Genomic DNA, 22,173 nt, shown 5'->3' on the forward strand with positions numbered 1-22,173 from the left:
ATACATGCATTAACTGACACACCGCATTCGCGAGCAAGCCCGCTCCCACAGTTGATCTTCACTGTCTCAAGTTATGTATTTCAAGAATGGAGTTGAGTGTATGGGCCAATGGCTCGATAGCATCACCGGTTGGCTGACCCTGAACCCAGAATGGCTGGCGGTGGCAGTATTTATTGTCGCCTGCGTGGAATGCCTGGCCATCGCCGGGCTGATCGTGCCAGGCACGGTGTTGCTGTTTGCCATCGCCGCGCTGGCCGGCAGCGGCGCGCTGTCGTTGAGTGAAACCCTGCTACTGGGCTTTCTCGGCGGCTTGCTCGGCGACGGGATTTCCTACTTTCTCGGCCGCCACTTCCACCAGAACATCCGTCGCCTGCCCGGCCTGCGCCACCATCCAGAATGGATGAACGGCGCCGAAACCTACTTCCACAAGTACGGCATTGCCAGCCTGCTGGTCGGACGTTTCATCGGCCCCTTGCGCCCTATGCTGCCGATGGTCGCCGGTATGTGCGACATGCCTTTCCCGCGTTTCGCCGCCGTAAGCCTTCTGGCCGGCGCGGGCTGGTCGGTGGCCTATCTGTTGCCCGGCTGGGCGACCGGCGCAGCATTCCGCCTGCCGCTACCGGAAGGTTTCTGGCCAGAGGCGGGCGTTGTCACAGCCGCTATCGCCGTGTTGCTGGGCTTGAGTTTGAACAGCAGCCTGCGCGGCCATCGCCGCGCCACCTTGTGGATCGGTTGTGCCAGCCTGACCTTGTTGATCGCCCTGTTTATCGGCTTTCACCATCTCGATAACTTCGACCATGGCCTGATCGCCCTGGTGCAAGAACATCGCAGCCCGTGGCTGGACGAAGTGATGGTGCGCATCACCCAGCTGGGCGAGTTCAAGAAAATGTTCGTCGCCAGCGCCGTGTTTACTGGCCTGCTGCTACTGGCGCGGCAATGGCGCCAGGCGGTGTTTGTCGGCGCGACGCTGGCCGGTGCCGCCGTGATTAACACCGGTACCAAGCTGTTTTTCGCCCGTGGTCGCCCGGAAATTCTTACAGACCCGCTGACCAGTTTCAGCATGCCCAGCGGGCATGCGTCCGGCTCTTTCGCGTTTTTCCTGGCGCTGGCCGTGCTGGCCGGCCTGGGGCAGCCGACACGACTGCGCATGACGTGGCTTCTATTGGGCTGTATTCCGGCGGCGTTCATTGCCTTGTCGCGGGTTTACCTGGGGGCGCACTGGCCGACTGACATCCTGGCCGGCACCCTGCTGGCGATGGCGGTTTGCGCGTTCAGCCTGACCCTCAGCCAATATCGCAGCCCACTGCCACCCATGCCGGCAAAAACTTGGTGGCTGTTATTGCCGGCGGTGGTAGCCGTACTGGGTTTCATTGCCTTGACCGGCACGTCCCATGCGTTGCTCAGGTACGCTTACTGACCCTTGGCCGGCCCGATCCAGTCGACGGGTGCCGTGCGACGCTCAACGCAACGTTCGCGTCGCTCAAGCAGCATCTCGTCGGCGATGTCTGCGGCGCGCTCGGCGATGTATTCCGGGCCCCGCTTGGCATCCTGCTGAAGCAGTTGCGTGGCGATGCTGACAAAAAAAGTATCCCAGATCGCTTGCTCCGATTGCGTTGGTCGAATCATGTTCATCCCCGATCACCGTTGTGTGGTCGGAAACTATTTCAGGCAACGCGCGCAGAACAACGAAAGAACATCTGAAAACCGCGCCAGATAATTCCGAAACTCAGTTGAACAACTCACCCTGCAACTCGTCGAGCAACATCTGGATCGCATCCAGCCGCTGCTGCGGATCGTCGAGTTGCAGCAGGTCGATCTTGTCGGCCTCGGTAAAGGGCAACAAGTAGGCCAACTGGTTGCCCAGGGCTTGCTGACCGTCGGCCTGGGTGCCCATGTCCAGCGAGGCCACCATCGGGTGCTCGGCCAGGGCCTGGAGCAACGCCAGCAGGTCAGCGTCTTCTTCTTCCAGCGCCTGGTCCGGCAACTCTTCCAGCCATTGCACGTCGGCTACGAGCAAATTGTCCTTCTGCACCCCGGCGTCACGCACACGAAAACGGCGCCCGCCTTCGACACGAATCCCCAACAGGCCATTGTCCTGCTGCTTGAAGTCACGAATCAGCGCTTCACAACCGATCAGCGCGTAGCCATCCGGGGCCATGCCCACCTCGCTGCCGTCGAGGATGCACACCACACCGAAGCTTTCGCCCTTCTTCATGCAGCGGCTAATCATGTCCAGGTAGCGCGCCTCGAACAGTTGCAGGTCGAGGGTGCAGCCAGGGAACAGCACGGTATTGAGCGGAAACAGCGCCAGACTCATAAAGGTTTCCTTAAACCCGGTTTAAACGATCACCGACACAGCCAGCGGCAGGAATACTGCCGTGGCCACGCCCATCAGACTCATGGCCAGCGCCGCAAAGGCACCGCACTCTTCGCTTTCCTGCAACGCCACCGAGGTGCCGACCGCGTGAGCCGTCATCCCCAGCGCCATGCCGCGCGCTTCGGGGCTGCGCACGCCGAGGCGGGACAACAGCGCCGGGCCGACCATCGCGCCCACCACCCCGGTTATCAGCACAAACACCGCTGCCAACGCCGCCACGCCGCCGATCTGCTCGGCCACCAGCATGGCGATCGGCGACGTCACCGATTTGGGCGCCATGGTCATCAGCATCATGTGTTCGGCACCGAACCACCACCCCAGCAGCACACACAAGCCCGTGGCCAACACCCCGCCTATCACCAGCGTAGTAAAAATCGGCCAGAACAATTGACGGATGCGCCGCAGGTTCAGATAAAGCGGCACCGCCAACGCGACGGTCGCGGGGCCCAGGAGGATGCCCATGATCTCGGTGCTCTTGCGGTACTCGGCGTAGCTCAGGCCACAGGTGAGCAAGATACCAATCACCAGCAGCATGGACACCAGCACCGGCTGCAGGAAGATCCAGCGGGTTTTCTCGAAACCGGCCAGCACCAACTGATAGGCGCCCAGGGTGATGCCGATGCCAAACAAGGGGTGATGAATCACTGCGGTCCACGCGCCGTGCCAGTCGACGATCATTGGTCCTTCTCCTTGCGCTTGACCATGTGCTGCATCAACACGCCGACAAAGCCCATGGCAATCACCAGCGACAGCACCAGCGCGCCGACGATGGCCCAGAAGTCCGCCGCAATGTCCTTGGCGTACACCATCACCCCGACGGCGGGTGGCACCAGCAGCAATGGCAGGTAGCGCAACAAGCTGCTGGCCGCCAGGCTCAGGGGCTCGCCGACCTCGCCGTTCCAGATCAGAAAACCGAGCATCAACAGCAAGCCGATAATCGGCCCCGGCAATATCGGCAGCAGCAAATGGTTGAGCGCCGTACCGATCAATTGGAACAGCACCAGCCATGTCAGCCCACGTAACAGCATGCGTTCTCCCCCCCGTCAAAACTCGCCCGCATTATAAGCACGCCAGCCCTATGCTTCGGCATTCGCCAAAAGCATGGTGGGTTGACCGGGCCTGTTGCCCATGATGATCTAAGATGGATTTCGCACACCTATAAAAACCGATGAACCAAGGAGAGACGCAATGCCCTATGTACCTGTAGCGCAGCTCAAAGATTATGTCGGCAAGGAACTGGGACGTTCCGAATGGCTCACCATCGACCAGGCGCGGATCAACCTGTTCGCCGAGGCCACTGGCGATCATCAGTTCATCCACGTTGACCCGGTCAAGGCCGCGCAAACCCCGTTTGGCAGCACGATTGCCCACGGTTTCCTGTCGTTGTCGTTGATGCCCAAGCTGATGGAAGACATCCTTATCATGCCCGAGGGCCTGAAGATGGCGGTCAACTACGGCCTGGACAGCGTGCGCTTTATCCAGCCGGTCAAGGTCAACTCCAAGGTGCGCCTGAACGTGACACTGACCGACGTCACCGAGAAAAAACCCGGGCAATGGCTGTTCAAGGCCACCGCCACCCTGGAAATCGAAGGCCAGGAAAAACCTGCTTACATCGCCGAGTCGCTGTCACTCTGCTTCGTGTAAGCCCGGCCCTGTGGTGAGGCACTGAAACTCACCACAGGGTATGTAAATTTATGTATGAACCTCGCGGCTGCGGCATACTCGGCGCTCAATTACCCGGATCCCGCTATGCGCCCACTCGCTCCCCTTGCCCTTGCCCTGTTGCTCACCGCTTGCGGAGACGGCGAATCGCTGTTGCCGCCCGATGCGCGCCTGCCCGACGGCGGCCGTTACCGGGGCGATGTGGTCAACGGCCTGTTGCAAGGCCAGGGCCGTGTGGACTACCCCAACGGCAGCTGGTACGCCGGGCAGTTCGACAAGGGCCAGTGGCACGGCCAGGGCGAATGGCATGGCAGCAACGGCGAGGTCTATAAAGGCGAATTCCAGCAAGGCCTGTTCGATGGCCAAGGCAGCCTGACCACGCCGGGCAGCAGCTACGTCGGCGGCTTCAAGCGTGGCCGGCGCAACGGCGAAGGCACCCTCAAAGAGGGGCAGATGACCTATCGCGGCGAATTCAATGCCGACCAGTATTCCGGCCTCGGCCGCCTGGAGCTGGCGGATGGCAGCCAATACCAGGGCCAGTTCGCCCACGGCAAGCCGAATGGCGAAGGCCAGCGCAACGACGACAGCGGCAACCAGTTCAGCGGCCACTTCGTCGATGGCCAGCTCGAAGGCAACGGCACCTTCAACAGCGCCGACGGCGATATCTATGTGGGCCAGTTCAAGCAGAACCAGCTCAACGGCAAGGGCCGCTATGAAAATGCCGACGGCGACGTGTGGATCGGCCAGTTCAAGGAAGGTGCGCTGAGCGGCAAAGGCGAATTGATCGGCGTCGATGGCAGCCACTACGTCGGCCAGTTCAGCGATTGGCGCTTCACCGGTGAAGGTCGCCTGAACCTCACCGATGGCAGCTTCTATATCGGCGGCTTCGACAGCGACAGCTACCAGGGCCGCGGCACCCTTGTCCTCACCGATGGCACCGTACAGGCCGGCACCTGGGTCAATGGCATGCGTGTGCGTGACGCCGACGGCAAGCTGCTGCCCGACCCGCTGGAAACCGGCGTATTGGCCCAAGGCCACTTGCTCGATGCAGCCCTCGCGGCGGTGCCCGCCTCGACCCCCGCCGTCGAGCTGTACAGCCTGGTGCTGGCCGGTGATGGCAAGCAAAGCGTATTCCTGCGCGAAGCCGACTACGTCAGCAACATGCTCGCCACCCGTTTCGGCGCGCGCGGGCAGATTCGCCTGGTCAACCACCGCGACCACATCGCCGATCGCCCCCTGGCCACCCGCGAAAGCCTGCGCCGCGCCGTGCAAACCCTGGCCGACCGCACGGGGCCGGAAGACCTGGTATTCATCTACATGACCAGCCACGGCACCCACGAACACGAACTGGTGCTGGACCAACCGCGCATGGAGCTGGCCGACCTGCCGGCCGACGAATTGGCCGCCGTGCTCACGCCGCTGAAAAATCGCGACAAGATCATCGTGATTTCCGCCTGTTACTCAGGGGGGTTTATCCCGGCGCTGAAAGACGAACGCACCCTTGTCATGACCGCTTCGCGCGCCGATCGCGTGTCGTTCGGCTGTTCCGAGGAGGCCGACTTCACCTACTTCGGCGACGCCCTCTTCGCCCAAGCCTTCAACCAGACCGACGACCTGCAGCAAGCCTTCAAACTGGCGCAACTGCACGTGGCCGAACGCGAGCAGGCGGACAACTTCGAAGCCTCTGAACCGCAGATCTGGGCCCCCAAAGGCGTGATCGCCCACTGGCAATTATTACGCAAGCAACAGGCACGAAAGGCGCTCGAAAGCGTCTCAATGAATAGCAAGGAAGCCAAAGGCAACTAAGCTGTAACGTGTAACAAGGGGGAAACACCATGTACCTGACGCCTCAACATATCCTGCTGGCCGGAGCCTCTGGCCTCACCGGCGAGCATCTGCTTGACCGCCTGCTCAACGAACCCACCGTGACCCGCGTGCTGGCACCCAGCCGCAAACCACTGGCCGAACATCCGCACCTGGAAAACCCGGTGGGCGATCCGGCGGTGTTCCTGCCGCAACTGAGTGGGCGGGTGGATATAGCCTTCTGCTGCCTGGGCACCACCATCAAGCAGGCCGGTTCCGAAGCGGCATTCCGCGCGGTCGACCTGGACATGGTGGTGGCCTTCGCCAAGCGTGCGCGGGAGATGGGCGCACGGCACCTGATCGTGATCAGCGCGATTGGCGCCGACCCGAAATCCTCGATCTTCTACAACCGCGTCAAAGGCGAAATGGAACAGGCGCTGAAAGCCCAGGGCTGGCCGCAACTGACGATCGTACGGCCGTCGCTGTTGCTGGGCGAGCGCTTGGAGCCGCGCCTGGCCGAGCAACTGGCAGGGCCACTGTCAAAGCTGATTCCTGGCAAATACCGCGGCATCGAGGTGTGCGAACTGGCCCGGGCCATGTGGCGCCTGGCGCTGGAAGAGCAGGATGGGGTGCGGGTGGTGGAGTCGGATGAGTTGCGCAAGCTCGGCAAATGATTTGCAGTGGCTGGGCCGGCCTCTTCGCGGGCAAGCCCGCTCCCACATTTGAAATGCATTCCCCTGTGGGAGCTGGCTTGCCTGCGAAGAGGCCAGCCCAGGCAATACACTTCTACAGGCCGCCTGTGGCATTGAATCCTACGCCCAGCACCGTCAACACCGACAACGGCAACAACAAGGTATCGAGCACCGCACTCGCCGGCAGGTCTACCCCCGGATAACTCGGCGCCTCAGCCCCAAACCGATCCTTGGCGCAGCAACCGCCATTCATTGCATACAGATCCAGGCGCGTACCGGCATACACCACCGGCGCGCCGGGTTGCGCCGCATCCAGCGTGCGTGCGGTGGCGCAACCTGCCAGTTGCAGCGCCAGCAGGATCAACAGCGCCTTATTCATCGCTGCTCAAATGGTGCTCACCCCAACGCGGCAGCATGTCCTGCGGGATGTTCAGCAAGTTGAGGATGCGCGCCACCACAAAGTCCACCAGGTCATCGATGGTCTGCGGTTGGTGATAAAAACCGGGGGACGCCGGCAAGATGGTCACGCCCATGTTCGACAACTTGAGCATGTGCTCCAGGTGAATGCTTGAATACGGCGCCTCGCGCGGCACCAGGATCAGCTGGCGGCGCTCCTTCAAGGTCACGTCCGCCGCGCGCTCGATCAGGTTGTTGCACGCGCCCGTGGCAATCGCCGACAAGGTGCCGGTGGAACACGGCACCACCACCATCGCCGCCGGCGCGCCGGAGCCGGAAGCCACCGGTGACATCCAGTCTTCCTTGCCGTAGACCTTGATCTGGCCCGCCGCCGCACCGGTGTATTCGGTGAGGAACGCCTGCATCATCTGCACCTTGGGCGGCAGGGCGACGTCGGTCTCGGTGGCCATCACCAACTGCGCGGCCTTGGAGATCAGGAAGTGCACTTCACGGTCTTCGCGCACCAGGCAATCCAGCAGGCGCAGGCCGTAGGGCGCGCCGGACGCGCCGGTCATCGCCAGGGTGACGCGTTCCGGGCCGCTCATTTCAGCGCCTCGGCCAATTTACCGTGCAGGCCGCCGAAGCCGCCGTTGCTCATCACCACCACATGGGTGCCGGGCTTGGCGAGCTGCTTGACGTGTTCAATGATGCCCTCGATGGAGTCGCAGACCGTTGACGGCACGGTGCACAGCGCCGCAATCGCCGGCAGGTCCCAGCCCAGGTTGGCCGGTGCGTACCAGACCACCTGATTGGCGTCGTTGACGCTTTCCGGCAGGCCATCGCGGTGCGCGCCAAGCTTCATGGAATTGGAACGCGGCTCGACAATCGCAATGATCGGCGCATCGCCCACGCGCTTGCGCAAGCCATCCAACGTCGTCGCAATTGCCGTCGGGTGGTGGGCAAAGTCGTCGTAGATGGTAATCCCATTCACGTCGGCGACTTTTTCCATGCGCCGCTTCACGCTCTTGAACGCGCTCAATGCCGCGATACCCATGGATGGCACCACGCCAACATGGCGTGCGGCCGCCAGGGTCACCAGGGCATTGGCAACGTTGTGTTGGCCGGTCATATCCCAATCGACAACGCCTTGGGCCTCGCCGTCAAACAACACTTCAAACCGCGAACCGTCTTCGCTGAGCAACTTGACCTGCCATTGCCCGCCCGCACCGGTGGTTTGCACCGGGGTCCAGCAGCCCATGTCGATCACACGCTGCAAGGCCGGCTCGGTGGTGGGGTGGATCACCAGGCCTTCGCTCGGGATGGTGCGCACCAGATGGTGGAACTGCCGCTCGATCGCCTGCAGGTCCGGGAAGATGTCCGCGTGATCGAACTCGAGGTTATTCAGGATCGCCGTGCGCGGGCGGTAGTGCACGAACTTGGAGCGCTTGTCGAAGAAGGCGCTGTCGTACTCATCGGCTTCAATCACGAAGAACGGCGTGTCACCCAGGCGCGCCGATACCGAGAAGTTCTGCGGCACACCGCCAATCAGGAAGCCCGGGCTCATGCCGGCATGTTCCAGCACCCAGGCGAGCATGCTGCTGGTAGTGGTCTTGCCGTGGGTGCCGGCGACGGCCAGGACCCAACGGCCTTGCAGCACATGGTCCGCCAGCCACTGGGGGCCGGAGACATACGGCAAGCCTTTGTTGAGCACATATTCGACTGCCGGATTGCCACGCACCATGGCATTGCCGATCACCACCAGGTCCGGGACCGGGTCGAATTGCGCCGGGTCGTAGCCTTGGGTCAGTTCAATGCCCTGAGCTTGCAGCTGCGTGCTCATGGGGGGGTAGACGTTGGCGTCGGAGCCGGTGACGTGATGACCCAGTTCCTTGGCAAGAACCGCCATCGAGCCCATGAAAGTGCCGCAGATACCAAGAATATGAATGTGCATGATCGACCTCGTAAAACATCGAGGCAGGTTAGCGCAGGAAGGGGGAAATCGCACTCTTTATGCAGGCCATGCCGAGCAAGGTGCGTGCAGCGCAACTCGCTCGGCACTTCTGATACTCAAGCGGTCATTGATGTTTCAGATTGGTTTTCGAGGTTTTTCATCGCTGCGAGATAACGTAACTTGTCATACGATTCGAGCATACGCTCATATTTTTGCCCAATGAGTTCCAAGCGCTCTCTTGCGCCCTCAGGTATTGGTGCACCCGGTTTATACGGTTTAAAAATGATCCCATTCTGCCGGGTGGCTTTTTTTAATTGCTGTTCGGACTCGCCCAACAACTTTTCCAAATTACCTAAACGCCCGTTTTCATCTTTCGGCCAACTTTCATCCTTGGTGAAAACCTTGCTGGTATCACCCAACACAAACATAACGGTGGTGGCCATGCCCAGTAACTTCATCTCGAAATCGTCCAAACGTTCGTCGATAGAGCCCTGCACCACCGCAGTTGAGTCGGCCACAGGCATGGATTGGCTGGCCGTGGTATCCGCCGCCTTGCCCTGGCTTGTCGCTCCCGGTAAAAACGGCGGCGGCAACACGCCCGGCGCATAGGTCGCCTTGATCGCCTCCCCACTGGCCACAGACCCCGCATAAGCCGCCACATTCATCGGCGCACTGACCAACCCGGTGATACCTGCGCTGATGAACGCATCACGCGCCACCTGGCTGGCCTTGGGTGTGGAGGAGATCACGCCGGCCTTGACCAGGCTCTCGGCGTCAATGACCCGCTTAGTGACCTCGGCGACGCTCATCGTGGAGCGCTTGCCCAGGCTCTCGAGAAGCGACTTATCGTTGGCCTTGAGTTTAGCAATGACTGACTGCGCAACATTCTTGAACGCGCCCTCGGGCTTGGGGGATGGGCCAGGCTTGATGTCTGGCTTGGGCTTGGGATCCGGCTGTGGTTTTGGCGTGGGATGTGGTTTGGGCTTGGGCTTGGGTACGGGAACCGGCAACGTGGAGACCGGTGGCTTGCTGCCAAACCATGAAAAAAAGCCGTTGCCTTTAAGGGCCCGCTTGCTGCGCGACAAAGGTTGATCAGCGGGCGCTGCACTGGGTGACGCCGGTTGCTGAGCCGGCACCTCCGTGGGCGAGAGGGGTTGAGGAATAAAACTAAGTGCGGGTGTTGTAATGTTCATCGTGTTCACCGCCATGGTTTTTTGTTGTTTGGAAACACTGGAAGTTGTTGCCTCTATTAAGTGCGCAAAAACTCACCAGCCGTTCCAGCAGAACACGCCACTACAACGTGTATGACAGGTTCACCATGATCCTGAAAACACGGTTCAGCTGACGACAACACATACCCTCTCTTACACTGGGCCACACGCTTTCCATTGGGTCCAGGGAATGCCTCTCCGCGCTGGCGAGGAGAGGCTGGAGCGGCCCTTGGCTGGCCTGAATGGCCTGATGTTCGGCGTAGGCCTACCTCACATCATTCACAGTGTTTACCGACGGTTCGACGTTAGAAATCGGATTACGTACTCCCTTTGCGATGCTGGGTTTGAAACCTTTCAACTCAGGACCATAGGGTGCATTGGTATGTGTGTCGAAGGCATACCACTTGCCATCTCGTTGCACCGCCACGACTGGAACATCTTTGCCCCCCGTACCCGAGGAGCGATAAGTTCCTTCGGCAATATGCTGCTTGTATCCACCGTGAGGGACGTCCCGACCACCGCTGTTCCCGGGCAGGTGACGAAAGCTACTAAAGTAAATCACCGAAGATTTTAAGTTGGGCATTGTTTTCAATATCGTCTTGCCTAACTTGAAAACACCCTTGCCTGCATCATAAAAACTGCCGAACGTGTTCAGCCCTTTTACCCCGTCCCGGGCAAAGCCTTTAACGAAACCCGCGATGGCACTGAGCCCTTTGGTACCTGCTCTAAGGGCTTGAATACCGCCTTTCAGTGGAGGCGCCAATAAGCCGATGAGATCAAACAGCCCGGCAATCACAGCTTCATATTTGTCACCATCAATGATGGCTTTAATAAGTTTGTAACCGGGAATGAAGCCCAGAAAGAAGTTTTCCAAAAATGCACTCCGCGCCTTTGATTTCTCCCTTTCGGTCATTCCACGGGCCGACGCCTTGAACTGACTGACTGCATCAGCATAAATGGAAGTGATGGCCTCGGATATCTCGCCGGTCCTGGCCGACGGCGCATCCGTACTTAGTTTCGGATGCGGCGGGGACAACGCTTCAAATGCTCTACCCGAGTGCGCTCTCATATTTAATTCGTAACGTTCACCGCCCACGATCAAGTCGTGACGAGTCCTCCTCCACCCGTTCTTTTTACGTTCACCGACCTTTATGTCCCACCCCTCGGAGACACCAGGAAGCCGTTCGCCCACCTTGATGATTTTGCCTAACGCTGGCGAGTAGACATAGTCGACTCTATCCCCATTGAGCTGAGTATATATAATGAACGCGCCCTGCCCAAAGAGTCTGAATATCGGATGTTGCTCGCTATCTTTGGGAAAGTTGGTACTTTCAGTAGATTCTATATATTCCATTCCAACACGGCCGCGCTCAAACCGATGTCGATCTTCAAGCGGCAATTGCGACACCTGATACTGGTAGTTAGCACCTGCCGCCTTACTCATATTCCGAGTATACTTGTCAAACTCCTCGTCAAGTTTTTTATCTACATTGTTCAGCGCACCAAAGAGCTTTTGGAACTTCCTGAAAGACAGTCCATTGCGCCCCTCAGACATCCAACGGTAACTGTTCAGCTCGTCCGACATATAAATATCCAACAACGAGTATTTTTGAGTATCTCTAAAAGTCACACCAATACGCTTAAAAACCGGCATATCAAAAAGATGCGCCTTATCTGCACCGTATACTCGCGTCAGTTCAGATATCGCCAACTCACGGCGCGTCGGCATTGGGGTAGCGAATACTTCGGTGAAGTCAATTATGGCGTTAACCTGCTTTTGCTGGGCTGCCGCTACACGCTGGATAGTCTCGGGGCTGTAATTGCCCTCACTGTCTTCCTCAATGACGCCATTGGCGATCCCCCACTCAATCAACGATTGCACTGCAGACATCCGTGAATGACGCTGATCGCTCTCTGTAATAGGCTCGATGGCGTCATGAGCCATGATCTCGTCATAGCTCTGCCCAGCCGACGATCCAGGGGTGTCCAACTCGCGGCGCGTGACAGCCGCGCTGAACGCGGCCCATTGCACAGAGCCGTAGACCATTGAAGTCGGAATCCCCTTGACCAGGAACTCGGGGGATGACATGGCCAGTAATTGGAAGGCCATTACTCTCGCCGCCGCCGGGCCAAAGCGAATGGCTAGGTGCGCTTCGAAACGCCTGACGATTTCAGCCGGTGATCGCTTCCAATTATCTGGCTGACGCACGTTATAGCCGGCCAAGTTATCACGTTGCTGACCAGCATTAGGGTCTGCCTCCAGCCCCAACGCGGCCAGCAATGCATCCTGCACGCTGTTCGGGGTATCGAGTGCGCCGATCGTCGCCTGCAGTTGCTTACCCAGCGCAAGGGCTTGAGGGGTGCTGATCAAGGCTTGGATATACGCCTTGGGGTCCTGACTGGTCTGTATTGTCACTGACTGAGGCACCCAACGCGCCAGATAACTAACCAGTGTGGTCCCTTGCTCCGGCGCGCCACCCGGCGGTGGAGTTTGCTGCGATTTCCAGGAGCTGACAGTGGCCTTGATCTGTTCCTGAGCCTCTTCACCCAATGGCACGTTTTTGCCGAGCAATCCGCCAAAATTCCCCTCAGGGGGCGCAACCAATGGCGGCGCAGACAACGCTCGCTGCAAGTTTTTAACCTCCTCCGGTGTGGTGGGTGCTTGCAAACCATAGTGAGTGAGCAACTGCTGGGCACTCATCCTGACCGGCTGTTTTTGCTGTGCGCTCCACAGTTCGGAGTGGGGTTCAACCGTTACGGAAATGCTATCCAAATCCCATTTCGCATTGGGCGTCTCACCCTGCTTTTCCAAAGCATTGAGCAGATTCATCATCGTACTGGCGTCACCTGCCATGCGTACAATTTGCATACGCTTATTGTCATCCGGCAACGCCCCCTGACCGTTGAATATCGGGCGATTGGTAAGCTCTTTTGCACGCGCATTTTTTTGCTCATTCGTCCTGAGCGAGGGCTCACCATAAAAGTGCTGGATCGTACTTTGATCGACCTGAATACCGCCAGACGCGCCTGTCTCAAGCGTTTCATGATTATATTCAATGTCGTAAGGAAAAATTGTCCTCACTGTGGAAATCAAACTTTCGAAAAGTTCTTTACCCCCCGGCACGTTGGCGAGTTCTGGAGAGTTGCGGGTCAATTTTACTCCGCTACTAAATAGAACTTCCCCCTTGGTACGGTCGATGGTATAGGAACCATTACCTTGCCCGACAAGTGCCAGCACCTGCTTGAACGCAGGGGAGTCGACAAGTATTCGTAGCGCCTCCAGCCAACGCCCCAATGAGGACGCGACAGGCACCTCAATCGGCTTGCCGGTTAACAGAGCTCCCCCATACTGTTTCGCTAAATCAGCATCAGCTGCCGTTCGAGAAACGTCGGAGCCAGCCGCTGGCCCATGTTGAGTAACCGGCGGCAAAGGACTCTTCGCCTCGAATTTCTGCTGATTACGATAGTTATAATTTGGTCCGACATACACTGAACCACTGTTATTCACAGCCATGCGACACCTCACAGTTTTGATGAACGGCTCGCCACATGCATTTATGATGGGCGGCGAACCTAACGACCGTTCATTCGAATACTGCACAATGCCGAGTCGTATCATGCTCCCTATAAAGTACCCGTCCTACTGAACCAGCAGGCGACCCCATTAGTATTCGAACACCGAAAACAAACTCTTCAGTCCTCGATCAATTATGTGGTCACCCCAACAAAGAAGTTCCAGCACACGCAACTAACATTTTCACAGGTTGCACGATGAAAAATAATCCAACAAAAAACCTCTCCACAACAACAAGCCGAAACGGCAAGGCTAACGTCTTATAGCCCCTGGCAATGTAACGCCATATTTACGCAACTTTCGGTACAACGTATTGCGGCTGACGCCAAGTTGCTCTGCGGTATGAGTCATATGCCAGCGCTGCTGCTCAAGAACACTCAATAGTGCTTGTCGCTCAGCCGCGTGCAGGGGCGAAACCTCAACGCACGCGATGGCCGTAGCCCCCTCGCGGATGGACGCGGGCACATCATCCAACGTGACACGCCCGCACTCAGCCAGCGCCACCAACGTGCGCAAGGCCATGCGCAATTGCCGCACATTGCCCGGCCAGGCATACGCAAGCAGCGCCTCACGAGCCGCGCCCGTCAACACTACAGCCTGCTCGCCGGCCTCTTGACCCAGTAAAAAGTCCAACAGTTGCGGTTTGTCCTTGCGCTCGCGCAGCGGCGGCAATGCCACTTCCAGACCGTTCAGCCGGTAATACAAGTCTTCCCGAAAGCTGCCCGCCTGAACGCGCTCAAGCAAATTGCGATGAGTAGCGCTGATGATCCTGACATCCACTGCCTGGGGTTCGCCACCGATGGGCACCACCATGCGGTCTTCCAGCACTCTCAAGAGGCGTGTCTGCAACGCCAACGGCATGTCACCGATTTCGTCGAGGAACAATGTGCCGCCATCCGCCTGTTGCAACTTGCCGGGCATGCCTTCCTTGCGGGCGCCGGTGAAACTGCCACCGCGATAGCCGAACAACTCGCTTTCGATCAGGCTCTCGGGAATGGCCGCGCAATTGAGTGCAACAAAATTCTTGAGGGCTCGCTGGCTGGCCTGGTGCACCGCCTTGGCGAATGCTTCTTTGCCGGAACCGGTTTCACCCTTGACCAACAGCGGCACATCACGTTCAAACACACGCAATGCCTTGCGAAAATCACTTTGCAGTGCCGGGTCGCCCAGGCAAATCCCCGGCAGACGCGGGGGTGTGGGCTGGGCCACGGGTGTCGACAGGCTGCGCACCTGGCCGCGCAATGCGGCGAACAGATGCCGACCATCGCGCGTACGTAACGGCCAACTGGCGGTGGCATTGGCGCTGGCGCGGCCAAGCAATTGATCCAGCGAACACTCGAAGAACGCCTCCACCGGTTGCCCCAGCAAACCGCCACGCCTCTGCCCCAGCAGGTTGAGCGCGCTCTGGTTCACCGCACATATGCGCCCTTCACCGTCAAACGCCAGCAATCCTTCACTGAACAGCCCCACCGACTCGGCCTGCAAGTGAAAACGCAATAACCAGTGGTTTTCAAAGTGCCGCAGGAAGTAACAGCTTTCGATCATCTTTGCCGACAGATTAACCAGTGCCATGGTATGGAACTGGCTCTGGCGCGACACCGCTTCGCGCGCGGAAGACACATCGAGCACCGCCAGCAAGTCGCCATGGGGGTCGAATACCGGGCTCGCCGAGCACGTCAGCCCGGTATGCCGACCGCGAAAATGCTCATCTCGGTGAATGGTCAGGGACTGGCGTTCCACCAGGCAGGTGCCGATGCCATTGGTGCCTTCACAGGCCTCGCTCCAATCTGCACCGAGCCACAACCCGGCACGCTCGAAAATCTTGCGCTCGGACGGCGCGGTGACACAGTTGAGGATCACCCCGCGCGCATCCGTCAGCAGCACCGCATGCCCGGCACCCGATAACTGTTGATGCAGGCTATTCATCTCGCTGCCGGCGATGTGCAGCACTTGTTGCAGGCGCTCGCGGCTTTCCAGCAGGCGACCGTGCTCAAGCACGGTGGGGGCGATGGTCAGCGCAGGGTCGAGGTGGTAGTCCTCAAGGCAACGTAGCCAGGAACGGGCGATGGACGGGTCACTGGCGGGGCCGTTGGAAAGATCTTGTCCGCGGGTAACGGTCAGGACTTGTTGGGCATGCCGACTGAAATGATCGTTGTGCATTTCTTATTATTCTCCCTGCGTGAGAACGGCCAGCATCCCCCAGGCATCCTGCCAATGCAATCCCGGCCGGACTCACCGGTCACAGGCTGTACCGCTTATGGCACAAATTGTCACATCGCCTGTATCAGGCCTGCCACAGCAACGCTTTGCAACAAACCCCAACCCCTTGATTTACCTGGCCTGCAACGCAGTGGCCCAACCTTTGCTCTACGCTTTATCAAGCGCTGCTGCGCTGCACTCCAATAAACATAAAAGCCAGGAGATACCCACCATGCGTTACGCACACCCCGGTACTGAAGGCGCCATCGTTTCGTTCAAGGCCAAATACGGCAATTACATCGGTGGCGAATTCGTTGCGCCGGTCGATGGCAACTATTTCACCAACACCTCGCCGGTCAACGGCAAGCCTATCGCCGAATTCCCCCGCTCCACTGCCAAAGACATCGACAAGGCGCTCGACGCCGCCCACGCTGCCGCGGACGCCTGGGGCAAGACCTCGGTGCAGGACCGCTCGCTGGTGCTGTTGAAAATCGCCGACCGCATCGAACAAAACCTCGAACTGCTGGCCATCACCGAGACCTGGGACAACGGCAAAGCCGTGCGTGAGACCCTCAACGCCGACATCCCGCTGGCCGCCGACCACTTCCGCTACTACGCCGGCTGCATCCGCGCCCAGGAAGGCAGCAGCGCAGAGATCAACGAACATACCGCCGCCTACCACTTCCACGAGCCGCTGGGCGTGGTTGGCCAGATCATCCCGTGGAACTTCCCACTGCTGATGGCCGCCTGGAAACTCGCCCCAGCCCTCGCCGCAGGCAACTGCGTGGTGCTCAAGCCGGCCGAGCAAACGCCGCTGGGCATCAACGTGCTGCTGGAAGTCATCGGCGACCTGCTGCCACCGGGCGTGCTCAACGTGGTGCACGGTTTCGGCAAGGAAGCCGGTGAAGCGCTGGCCACCAGCAAGCGAATCGCCAAGATTGCGTTCACCGGGTCCACGCCGGTGGGTTCGCACATCATGCATGCGGCGGCCACCAACATCATTCCGTCCACCGTTGAGCTGGGCGGCAAGTCGCCGAACATCTTCTTCGAAGACATCATGCAGGCCGAGCCGTCCTTTATCGAGAAAGCGGCCGAAGGTTTGGTGCTGGCGTTCTTCAACCAGGGTGAAGTGTGCACCTGCCCATCCCGTGCGCTGGTGCAGGAGTCGATCTACGACGACTTCATGAAAGTCGTGATGAAAAAGATCGAGGCGATCAAACGCGGCGACCCGCTGGACACCGACACCATGGTCGGCGCCCAGGCGTCCGAGCAGCAGTTCGACAAGATCCTGTCCTACCTGGAAATCGCCAAGGGTGAAGGCGCGCAACTGCTGACCGGCGGCAAGGTCGAGAAGCTCAGCGGCGACATGGCCGGCGGCTATTACATCCAGCCGACCCTGCTCAAGGGCACCAATGAAATGCGCGTGTTCCAGGAAGAAATCTTCGGCCCGGTGGTCAGCATCACCACCTTCAAGGACGAAGCCGAAGCCCTGGCGATTGCCAACGACACCGAGTTCGGCCTGGGTGCCGGCTTGTGGACCCGTGACATCAACCGCGCCTACCGCATGGGCCGGGCGATCAAGGCGGGCCGCGTGTGGACCAACTGCTACCACCTGTACCCGGCGCATGCCGCGTTTGGCGGTTACAAGAAGTCCGGTGTGGGCCGTGAGACGCACAAGATGATGTTGGACCATTACCAGCAGACCAAGAACTTGCTGGTGAGCTACGACATTAATCCGTTGGGGTTCTTCTAACTCCCCCCGCTCCCGCATTTGAAATGCAATCAAATGTGGGAGCTGGCTTGCCTGCGATGAGGCCAGCACAGCCAATACCTCTGTTGAATGACACACCGCTATCGCAGGCAAGCCAGCTCCCACACTTAGATCTTCATAAGTACTTGCTTACATGCATTCGGCGCACAGATGCCGAGTTAAAAACAATAACAATGAAAGGTACTTCCCCATGCCTAGCGAACCGACTGGATCTTCCGTCGACTTCGAAAAAGTCGATTCCCAATACTTCCAACAACGCGAACTGAAAAAAGGCGCCGCCGGCTGGGTGCTGCTGGTGGGCCTTGGTGTTGCCTACGTCATCTCCGGCGACTACGCCGGCTGGAACTTCGGCCTGGCCCAGGGCGGCTGGGGCGGTATGTTCCTCGCCACATTGCTGATGGCCACCATGTACCTGTGCATGTGCTTTTCCCTGGCCGAATTGTCCTCCATGATTCCTACTGCGGGGGGCGGCTACGGCTTCGCCCGCAGCGCATTCGGCCCTTGGGGTGGGTTCCTCACCGGCACCGCGATCCTGATCGAATACGCCATCGCCCCTGCCGCCATTGCGGTGTTTATCGGCGCCTATTGCGAGTCGCTGTTCGGCATTGGCGGCTGGATGATTTACCTGGCGTTCTACATCATCTTTATCGGCATCCACATCTTTGGCGTCGGCGAAGCCTTGAAGCTGATGTTTGTGATTACCGCCGTCGCCGCGATTGCCCTCGGCGTGTTCCTGGTGGCGATGGTGCCGCACTTCAATGTGGCCAACCTGTTGGATATTCCGGTGACGGAAGCCAAGGGCGCCAGCACCTTCCTGCCCTTCGGCTACGTGGGTGTGTGGGCGGCGATTCCTTACGCGATCTGGTTTTTCCTCGCCGTCGAAGGCGTGCCGTTGGCGGCTGAAGAAACCAAGAACCCCAAACGCGACCTGCCGCGCGGCTTGATTGGCGCCATTGTGGTGCTGACCAGTTTCGCCCTGCTGATCCTGGTGATCGCACCGGGCGGCGCGGGCACCTATGCGCTGGTCAAATCCGGCAACCCGCTGGTTGAGGCGTTGGCGCTGTCCTACGGCGGTTCGACGTGGATGGGCAGTTTCGTCAACCTGGTCGGCCTGGCCGGCTTGATCGCCAGTTTTTTCTCGATTATCTACGCCTATTCGCGGCAGATATTTGCCCTGTCCCGGGCCGGCTACCTGCCGCGCAAACTGTCCCAGACCAACAAGAGCAAAGCCCCGGTACTGGCGCTGGTGATCCCCGGCATCATCGGTTTTGGCCTGTCGCTGACCGGCCAGGGTGACTTGCTGATCCTGGTCGCGGTGTTTGGCGCAACGATTTCCTACGTACTGATGATGGCCGCGCACATCACCCTGCGCATCCGTCGCCCCAAAATGGACCGTCCGTACCGCACGCCTGGTGGCATCTTCACCTCCGGCGTCGCCCTGGTCCTGGCCTGCGTGGCCGTGGTGGCGGGCTTCCTGGTGGATCCACGCGTGGTGATTGGCGCCGCGATCATCTATGGAGTATTAATTGCTTACTTTGCTTTCTACAGCCGGCATCACTTGGTAGCAGGCACGCCCGAAGAGGAATTCGCGGCGATCCAGGCCGCAGAAGCCGCCTTGCACTAACTGCCGTAAACCTCGACGCGGGCGGCTGCCCGCGTCGTCAAGGAGACACTGTATGGCAAGCTTTTCCCACGCGGTGGGTACACAAACCTACCGCTTCGACAGCCTCAAGGACGTGATGGCCAAGGCCAGCCCCGCCCGTTCCGGGGATTTCCTCGCCGGCGTGGCCGCGCAGAACGACGGCGAGCGGGTGGCGGCGCAAATGGCGCTGGCCAATATCCCGTTGAAACACTTCCTCGAAGAAGCGCTGATTCCCTATGAAAGCGATGAAGTCACCCGGCTAATCATCGACACCCACGACAAACAAGCATTCGCCGTGGTCAGCCACCTGACCGTCGGCGGCCTGCGCGACTGGCTGCTCAGCGACGCCGCCGACGAACACAGCCTACGCGCGCTGGCGCCAGGGCTGACACCGGAAATGGCCGCCGCCGTGTCCAAGATCATGCGGGTGCAGGACCTGGTGCTGGTGGCGCAGAAGATCCGCGTGGTCACCCAGTTCCGCGGCACCATGGGCCTACGCGGGCGCTTATCCACGCGCCTGCAACCGAACCATCCTACAGACGAACCGGCGGGCATCGCCGCGAGCATTCTCGACGGCCTGCTCTACGGCAACGGCGACGCCATGATCGGCATCAACCCGGCGACCGATAGCATCGCCTCGATCTGCGCGATGCTGGAGATGCTCGACGCGATCATCCAGCGCTACGAGATCCCGACCCAGGCCTGCGTGCTGACCCACGTCACCACCTCCATCGAAGCGATCAACCGTGGCGTGCCGCTGGACCTGGTGTTCCAGTCGATTGCCGGCACCGAGGCGGCCAACGCCAGTTTCGGCATCAACCTCAACGTGCTGCAGGAAGGTTACGACGCGGGCCTGAGCCTGAATCGCGGCACCCTGGGCCAGAACCTGATGTATTTCGAAACCGGCCAGGGCAGCGCCTTGTCGGCCAATGCGCACTTTGGCGTCGACCAGCAAACCTGCGAAACCCGCGCGTATGCGGTGGCGCGGCACTTCAAGCCGTTCCTGGTAAACACCGTGGTCGGTTTCATCGGCCCCGAGTACCTGTACAACGGCAAACAGATCATCCGCGCCGGCCTCGAAGACCACTTCTGCGGCAAGTTGCTGGGCGTGCCGATGGGTTGCGACATCTGTTACACCAACCACGCCGAAGCCGACCAGGACGACATGGACACCCTGCTGACCCTGCTCGGCGTGGCCGGGATCAACTTCATCATGGGCATCCCGGGCTCCGACGACATCATGCTCAACTACCAGACCACCTCGTTCCACGACGCCTTGTATGCCCGGCAAACCTTGGGTTTAAAGCCGGCGCCGGAATTTGAACAGTGGCTGGCGAAAATGGGCATCTTCACGCAAGCCGACGGCAAGGTGCGCTTTGGCAACAGCCTGCCACCGGCGTTCCGCCAAGCCTTGGCGCAATTGGGATGAAGGAGCCGCCCGTGCAACTCGACCTACCAGAGAACCCGTGGCTGGAACTGCGCCGCCTGACCCCGGCGCGCATTGCCCTGGGCCGTACCGGCACCAGCATTCCCACCAATGCCCAGCTGGACTTCCAGTTCGCCCACGCCCAGGCGCGGGACGCGGTGCACCTGCCCTTCGACCATGCCGGCCTCAGTGGCCAGTTGGCCGAGCGCGGCCGTGACAGCCTGCTGCTGCACAGCGCCGCGACGGACCGGCACAGCTACCTGCAACGCCCGGACCTGGGGCGGCGCTTGAGCGATGAATCGGCGCAGGCGCTGCGTGACCATGCAGCGGCAAATCCCGGCGGCGTGGACCTGGCGGTGGTGGTAGCCGACGGCCTGTCCGCGCTCGCCGTGCATAAACACACGTTGCCGTTTCTGACACGCATGGAAGAACAGACCCACGCCGAAGGCTGGTCCTTGTCACCCGTCATCCTGGTGGAACAAGGCCGCGTGGCCGTGGCCGATGAGATTGGCCAACTGCTCGGCGCGAAGATGGTGGTGATCCTGATCGGCGAACGGCCGGGGCTCAGTTCACCGGACAGCCTGGGCCTGTACTTCACCTACAACCCCAAGGTCGGCCTGACCGATGCGTATCGCAATTGCATCTCCAACGTGCGCCTGGAAGGCCTGAGCTACGGCATGGCAGCGCATCGCCTGCTTTACTTGATGCGAGAGGCGTGTCGCCGGCAGCTGTCGGGGGTTAACCTCAAGGATGAGGCGCAGGTGCAGACCATCGAATCGGATGATCCGGACCTGATGAAAGGCAATTTCCTGCTCAGTTCACCGGATGACTGATCGCTGCGTGATTGCGCTTTTTCACGCCATTAGGCAGCATCGAGTCACGGCCGCTTGTGTGGTCATACCCCATTTGGAAGTTGAGGCCTGGCATGCGGATTACTCAAGCGACCCTGGAACACCTGGACCTGTTGACCCCGTTATTCGTCAAATACCGCGAATTCTACGGGGCGTTGCCCTTCCCGGATTCGTCGCGGGCCTTCCTCGAAAAGCGCCTGCGGCGCAAGGAGTCGGTGATTTACCTGGCCCTGGCCGATGATGATGACAAGAAGCTGTTGGGGTTTTGCCAGCTGTATCCGAGCTTTTCGTCGCTGTCGCTCAAGCGCGTGTGGATTCTCAACGACATCTATGTGGCCGAAGACGCCCGTCGGCAACTGGTGGCAGACAACCTGATGCGCACCGCGAAAAAAATGGCCAAGGAAACCCATGCCGTGCGGCTGCGGGTGTCCACCAGCAGTGACAATGAAGTGGCGCAGAAAACGTATGAGTCGATCGGGTTTCGTGAAGACACGGAGTTCAAGAACTACGTGTTGCCGATCAGCGAGGATTGAACCCGATCGCCTAAACACCACAAATCCCCTGTGGGAGCGGGCTTGCCCGCGAATGCGGTGGTTCAGTCACAGATGTACTGACTGA

19 protein-coding genes are annotated in these 22,173 nt (G+C 59.7%); 9 read left to right on the plus strand and 10 right to left on the minus strand.

From position 1 onward, the window contains the following. Positions 1-100 precede the first annotated feature (100 nt). Positions 101-1,417: a bifunctional DedA family/phosphatase PAP2 family protein gene (locus NUV89_RS16445; RefSeq protein WP_257782159.1), complete on the plus strand. Its 1,317-nt coding sequence runs from the start codon at positions 101-103 to the stop codon at positions 1,415-1,417. On the opposite strand, the gene NUV89_RS16450 is transcribed toward NUV89_RS16445, so the two are convergent. From NUV89_RS16450 to NUV89_RS16465, 4 genes are all read right to left on the minus strand, one after another. Further along, on the minus strand, positions 1,411-1,626 hold the full coding sequence (locus NUV89_RS16450) for a hypothetical protein (RefSeq protein ID WP_257782160.1): 216 nt from the start codon (positions 1,624-1,626) through the stop codon (positions 1,411-1,413). The two genes, NUV89_RS16445 and NUV89_RS16450, sit on opposite strands and share 7 nt — an antisense overlap. A 100-nt stretch (positions 1,627-1,726) precedes the next feature. After that, positions 1,727-2,317, minus strand: coding sequence for an LON peptidase substrate-binding domain-containing protein (locus NUV89_RS16455; protein ID WP_257782161.1), 591 nt, complete (start codon positions 2,315-2,317; stop codon positions 1,727-1,729). 21 nt (positions 2,318-2,338) lie between these two features. Then, the gene (locus NUV89_RS16460; RefSeq protein ID WP_257782162.1) at positions 2,339-3,055 is read right to left on the minus strand and encodes an LrgB family protein; all 717 of its coding nucleotides are present in this window, start codon (positions 3,053-3,055) and stop codon (positions 2,339-2,341) included. After that, positions 3,052-3,405, minus strand: coding sequence for a CidA/LrgA family protein (locus NUV89_RS16465; protein WP_257782163.1), 354 nt, complete (start codon positions 3,403-3,405; stop codon positions 3,052-3,054). The genes NUV89_RS16460 and NUV89_RS16465 overlap by 4 nt, the downstream gene beginning before the upstream one ends. Before the next feature lie 160 nt (positions 3,406-3,565). Between NUV89_RS16465 and NUV89_RS16470 the strand changes: the two genes are divergently transcribed. The 3 genes from NUV89_RS16470 to NUV89_RS16480 all read left to right on the plus strand — a co-directional run bounded on the left by NUV89_RS16470 (position 3,566) and on the right by NUV89_RS16480 (position 6,516). Beyond that, positions 3,566-4,021 carry a MaoC family dehydratase gene (locus NUV89_RS16470; RefSeq protein WP_003194496.1) on the plus strand — a complete coding sequence of 152 codons (456 nt, stop codon included), beginning with the start codon at positions 3,566-3,568 and terminating at the stop codon, positions 4,019-4,021. Between the two features lie 105 nt (positions 4,022-4,126). Next, positions 4,127-5,845, plus strand: a complete 1,719-nt coding sequence (locus NUV89_RS16475; RefSeq protein ID WP_257782164.1) for a C13 family peptidase — start codon at positions 4,127-4,129, stop codon at positions 5,843-5,845. A gap of 29 nt (positions 5,846-5,874) precedes the next feature. Then, the gene (locus tag NUV89_RS16480) at positions 5,875-6,516 is read left to right on the plus strand and encodes an oxidoreductase (protein ID WP_257782165.1); all 642 of its coding nucleotides are present in this window, start codon (positions 5,875-5,877) and stop codon (positions 6,514-6,516) included. 112 nt (positions 6,517-6,628) lie between these two features. Here NUV89_RS16480 and NUV89_RS16485 read toward each other — a convergent pair whose 3' ends face one another. The 6 genes from NUV89_RS16485 to NUV89_RS16510 all read right to left on the minus strand — a co-directional run bounded on the left by NUV89_RS16485 (position 6,629) and on the right by NUV89_RS16510 (position 15,826). Continuing rightward, positions 6,629-6,913: a YceK/YidQ family lipoprotein gene (locus NUV89_RS16485; protein WP_257782166.1), complete on the minus strand. Its 285-nt coding sequence runs from the start codon at positions 6,911-6,913 to the stop codon at positions 6,629-6,631. After that, positions 6,906-7,535: a flavin prenyltransferase UbiX gene (gene ubiX, locus NUV89_RS16490; protein WP_017735613.1), complete on the minus strand. Its 630-nt coding sequence runs from the start codon at positions 7,533-7,535 to the stop codon at positions 6,906-6,908. The genes NUV89_RS16485 and ubiX overlap by 8 nt, the downstream gene beginning before the upstream one ends. Next, positions 7,532-8,881, minus strand: coding sequence for a UDP-N-acetylmuramate:L-alanyl-gamma-D-glutamyl-meso-diaminopimelate ligase (mpl, locus tag NUV89_RS16495; RefSeq protein WP_257782167.1), 1,350 nt, complete (start codon positions 8,879-8,881; stop codon positions 7,532-7,534). Before mpl ends, ubiX begins: the two co-directional genes overlap by 4 nt. Positions 8,882-8,997: 116 nt before the next feature. Next, positions 8,998-10,074, minus strand: a complete 1,077-nt coding sequence (locus NUV89_RS16500; protein ID WP_257782168.1) for a hypothetical protein — start codon at positions 10,072-10,074, stop codon at positions 8,998-9,000. A 283-nt stretch (positions 10,075-10,357) separates the two neighbouring features. Continuing rightward, positions 10,358-13,606 (minus strand): hypothetical protein, encoded by a 3,249-nt coding sequence (locus NUV89_RS16505; RefSeq protein ID WP_257782169.1) that lies wholly within the window; start codon positions 13,604-13,606, stop codon positions 10,358-10,360. Between the two features lie 312 nt (positions 13,607-13,918). Next, entirely contained in the window at positions 13,919-15,826 is a 1,908-nt protein-coding gene (locus NUV89_RS16510) for a sigma-54-dependent Fis family transcriptional regulator (RefSeq protein WP_257782170.1), read from the minus strand. A 271-nt stretch (positions 15,827-16,097) separates the two neighbouring features. Between NUV89_RS16510 and NUV89_RS16515 the strand changes: the two genes are divergently transcribed. The 5 genes from NUV89_RS16515 to NUV89_RS16535 all read left to right on the plus strand — a co-directional run bounded on the left by NUV89_RS16515 (position 16,098) and on the right by NUV89_RS16535 (position 22,088). Further along, entirely contained in the window at positions 16,098-17,618 is a 1,521-nt protein-coding gene (locus NUV89_RS16515) for an aldehyde dehydrogenase family protein (protein ID WP_257782171.1), read from the plus strand. A 208-nt stretch (positions 17,619-17,826) separates the two neighbouring features. Continuing rightward, positions 17,827-19,260, plus strand: a complete 1,434-nt coding sequence (gene eat / locus NUV89_RS16520) for an ethanolamine permease (protein ID WP_017735607.1) — start codon at positions 17,827-17,829, stop codon at positions 19,258-19,260. Between the two features lie 52 nt (positions 19,261-19,312). After that, positions 19,313-20,707 (plus strand): ethanolamine ammonia-lyase subunit EutB, encoded by a 1,395-nt coding sequence (locus NUV89_RS16525; RefSeq protein WP_124525118.1) that lies wholly within the window; start codon positions 19,313-19,315, stop codon positions 20,705-20,707. Continuing rightward, positions 20,704-21,537, plus strand: a complete 834-nt coding sequence (gene eutC / locus NUV89_RS16530) for an ethanolamine ammonia-lyase subunit EutC (protein WP_257782172.1) — start codon at positions 20,704-20,706, stop codon at positions 21,535-21,537. The genes NUV89_RS16525 and eutC overlap by 4 nt, the downstream gene beginning before the upstream one ends. Positions 21,538-21,629: 92 nt before the next feature. Then, positions 21,630-22,088: an N-acetyltransferase gene (locus tag NUV89_RS16535; protein WP_017735604.1), complete on the plus strand. Its 459-nt coding sequence runs from the start codon at positions 21,630-21,632 to the stop codon at positions 22,086-22,088. Positions 22,089-22,173 lie beyond the last annotated feature (85 nt).

The organism is Pseudomonas sp. 18.1.10 (assembly GCF_024655625.1).
Lineage (GTDB): Bacteria > Pseudomonadota > Gammaproteobacteria > Pseudomonadales > Pseudomonadaceae > Aquipseudomonas.

Coding starts and splice junctions, on each gene's coding strand:
- NUV89_RS16460 (WP_257782162.1), bottom strand. CDS start 3,055: ATGATCGTCGACTGGCACGGCGCGTGGACCGCAGTGATTCATCACCCC.
- NUV89_RS16535 (WP_017735604.1), top strand. CDS start 21,630: ATGCGGATTACTCAAGCGACCCTGGAACACCTGGACCTGTTGACCCCG.
- eat (WP_017735607.1), top strand. CDS start 17,827: ATGCCTAGCGAACCGACTGGATCTTCCGTCGACTTCGAAAAAGTCGAT.
- NUV89_RS16470 (WP_003194496.1), top strand. CDS start 3,566: ATGCCCTATGTACCTGTAGCGCAGCTCAAAGATTATGTCGGCAAGGAA.
- ubiX (WP_017735613.1), bottom strand. CDS start 7,535: ATGAGCGGCCCGGAACGCGTCACCCTGGCGATGACCGGCGCGTCCGGC.
- NUV89_RS16475 (WP_257782164.1), top strand. CDS start 4,127: ATGCGCCCACTCGCTCCCCTTGCCCTTGCCCTGTTGCTCACCGCTTGC.
- NUV89_RS16500 (WP_257782168.1), bottom strand. CDS start 10,074: ATGAACATTACAACACCCGCACTTAGTTTTATTCCTCAACCCCTCTCG.
- NUV89_RS16465 (WP_257782163.1), bottom strand. CDS start 3,405: ATGCTGTTACGTGGGCTGACATGGCTGGTGCTGTTCCAATTGATCGGT.
- NUV89_RS16445 (WP_257782159.1), top strand. CDS start 101: ATGGGCCAATGGCTCGATAGCATCACCGGTTGGCTGACCCTGAACCCA.
- NUV89_RS16505 (WP_257782169.1), bottom strand. CDS start 13,606: ATGGCTGTGAATAACAGTGGTTCAGTGTATGTCGGACCAAATTATAAC.
- NUV89_RS16510 (WP_257782170.1), bottom strand. CDS start 15,826: ATGCACAACGATCATTTCAGTCGGCATGCCCAACAAGTCCTGACCGTT.
- mpl (WP_257782167.1), bottom strand. CDS start 8,881: ATGCACATTCATATTCTTGGTATCTGCGGCACTTTCATGGGCTCGATG.
- NUV89_RS16455 (WP_257782161.1), bottom strand. CDS start 2,317: ATGAGTCTGGCGCTGTTTCCGCTCAATACCGTGCTGTTCCCTGGCTGC.
- NUV89_RS16450 (WP_257782160.1), bottom strand. CDS start 1,626: ATGATTCGACCAACGCAATCGGAGCAAGCGATCTGGGATACTTTTTTT.
- NUV89_RS16525 (WP_124525118.1), top strand. CDS start 19,313: ATGGCAAGCTTTTCCCACGCGGTGGGTACACAAACCTACCGCTTCGAC.
- NUV89_RS16485 (WP_257782166.1), bottom strand. CDS start 6,913: ATGAATAAGGCGCTGTTGATCCTGCTGGCGCTGCAACTGGCAGGTTGC.
- NUV89_RS16480 (WP_257782165.1), top strand. CDS start 5,875: ATGTACCTGACGCCTCAACATATCCTGCTGGCCGGAGCCTCTGGCCTC.
- eutC (WP_257782172.1), top strand. CDS start 20,704: ATGAAGGAGCCGCCCGTGCAACTCGACCTACCAGAGAACCCGTGGCTG.
- NUV89_RS16515 (WP_257782171.1), top strand. CDS start 16,098: ATGCGTTACGCACACCCCGGTACTGAAGGCGCCATCGTTTCGTTCAAG.